Genomic DNA, 777 nt, shown 5'->3' with positions numbered 1-777 from the left:
TCCGCCGGCGGACCCGACGACGGGACCGGGCCGTGACGGTATCCGGCACCGGACCTGCCGGCCACGGCGATGCGGTCCGAGCCGAATCGGGAGGCCGGCCGGGCATCGACCTGAACAGCGATCTCGGAGAATCAGTCGACGGTCGGCTGATGGGCGACGACGCCGCGATGTTTCCGCTGATCACCAGCGCGAACATCGCCTGCGGCTACCACGCCGGCGACGACGAGACGATGCTGGCCGCCTGCAGCCGCGCCGTGGAGCACGGGGTGGCGGTGGGTGCGCACGTTTCCTACCGGGACCGGGCCGGGTTTGGCCGCCGCAGCATGGAGGTCGCCGCGGCCGACCTTACCGCCGATGTCGCTGACCAACTGGCCGCCCTCGACCGGATCGCCAGGCGAGCGGGGGCCCGGGTGGCCTACGTGAAACCGCACGGCGCGCTCTATCACCGGATTGTCCACGACCGCAGCCAGGCCGCGGCGGTGGTCGAAGCCATCGGCGCCTTCGAGCCACGGCTTCCCCTCCTCGGGCTGCCCGGATCCGCGGCGCTCGAACTGGCGACCGCCGCCGGACTGCCGGTGTTCCGCGAGGCTTTCGTGGATCGCGGCTACCGGGCGGACGGAACACTCATTCCGCGCGGCGAGCCCGGCGCCCTGCTGGAAGACCTGGAGGAGATCGCCGACCGGGCCGTAAACTTCGCCCGCGCCGGGGCGGCGGATTCGCTGTGCGTCCACGGCGATACCCCGGGCGCGGTGGCGATGGCGCGGGTGGTCCGGGAAC

The 777-nt window shown here is 72.8% G+C and carries 1 protein-coding gene; it reads left to right on the top strand.

What is annotated here, in order from left to right:
* Nucleotides 1-104 precede the first annotated feature (104 nt).
* On the top strand, nucleotides 105-777 hold a 673-nt coding region (locus tag AC5RUJ_RS17560; RefSeq protein ID WP_494156418.1), incomplete at its 3' end, for a 5-oxoprolinase subunit PxpA.

This window comes from Arthrobacter sp. Y3223164 (assembly GCF_059091005.1).
This window is presented reverse-complemented; position numbering and strand designations above follow the sequence as displayed.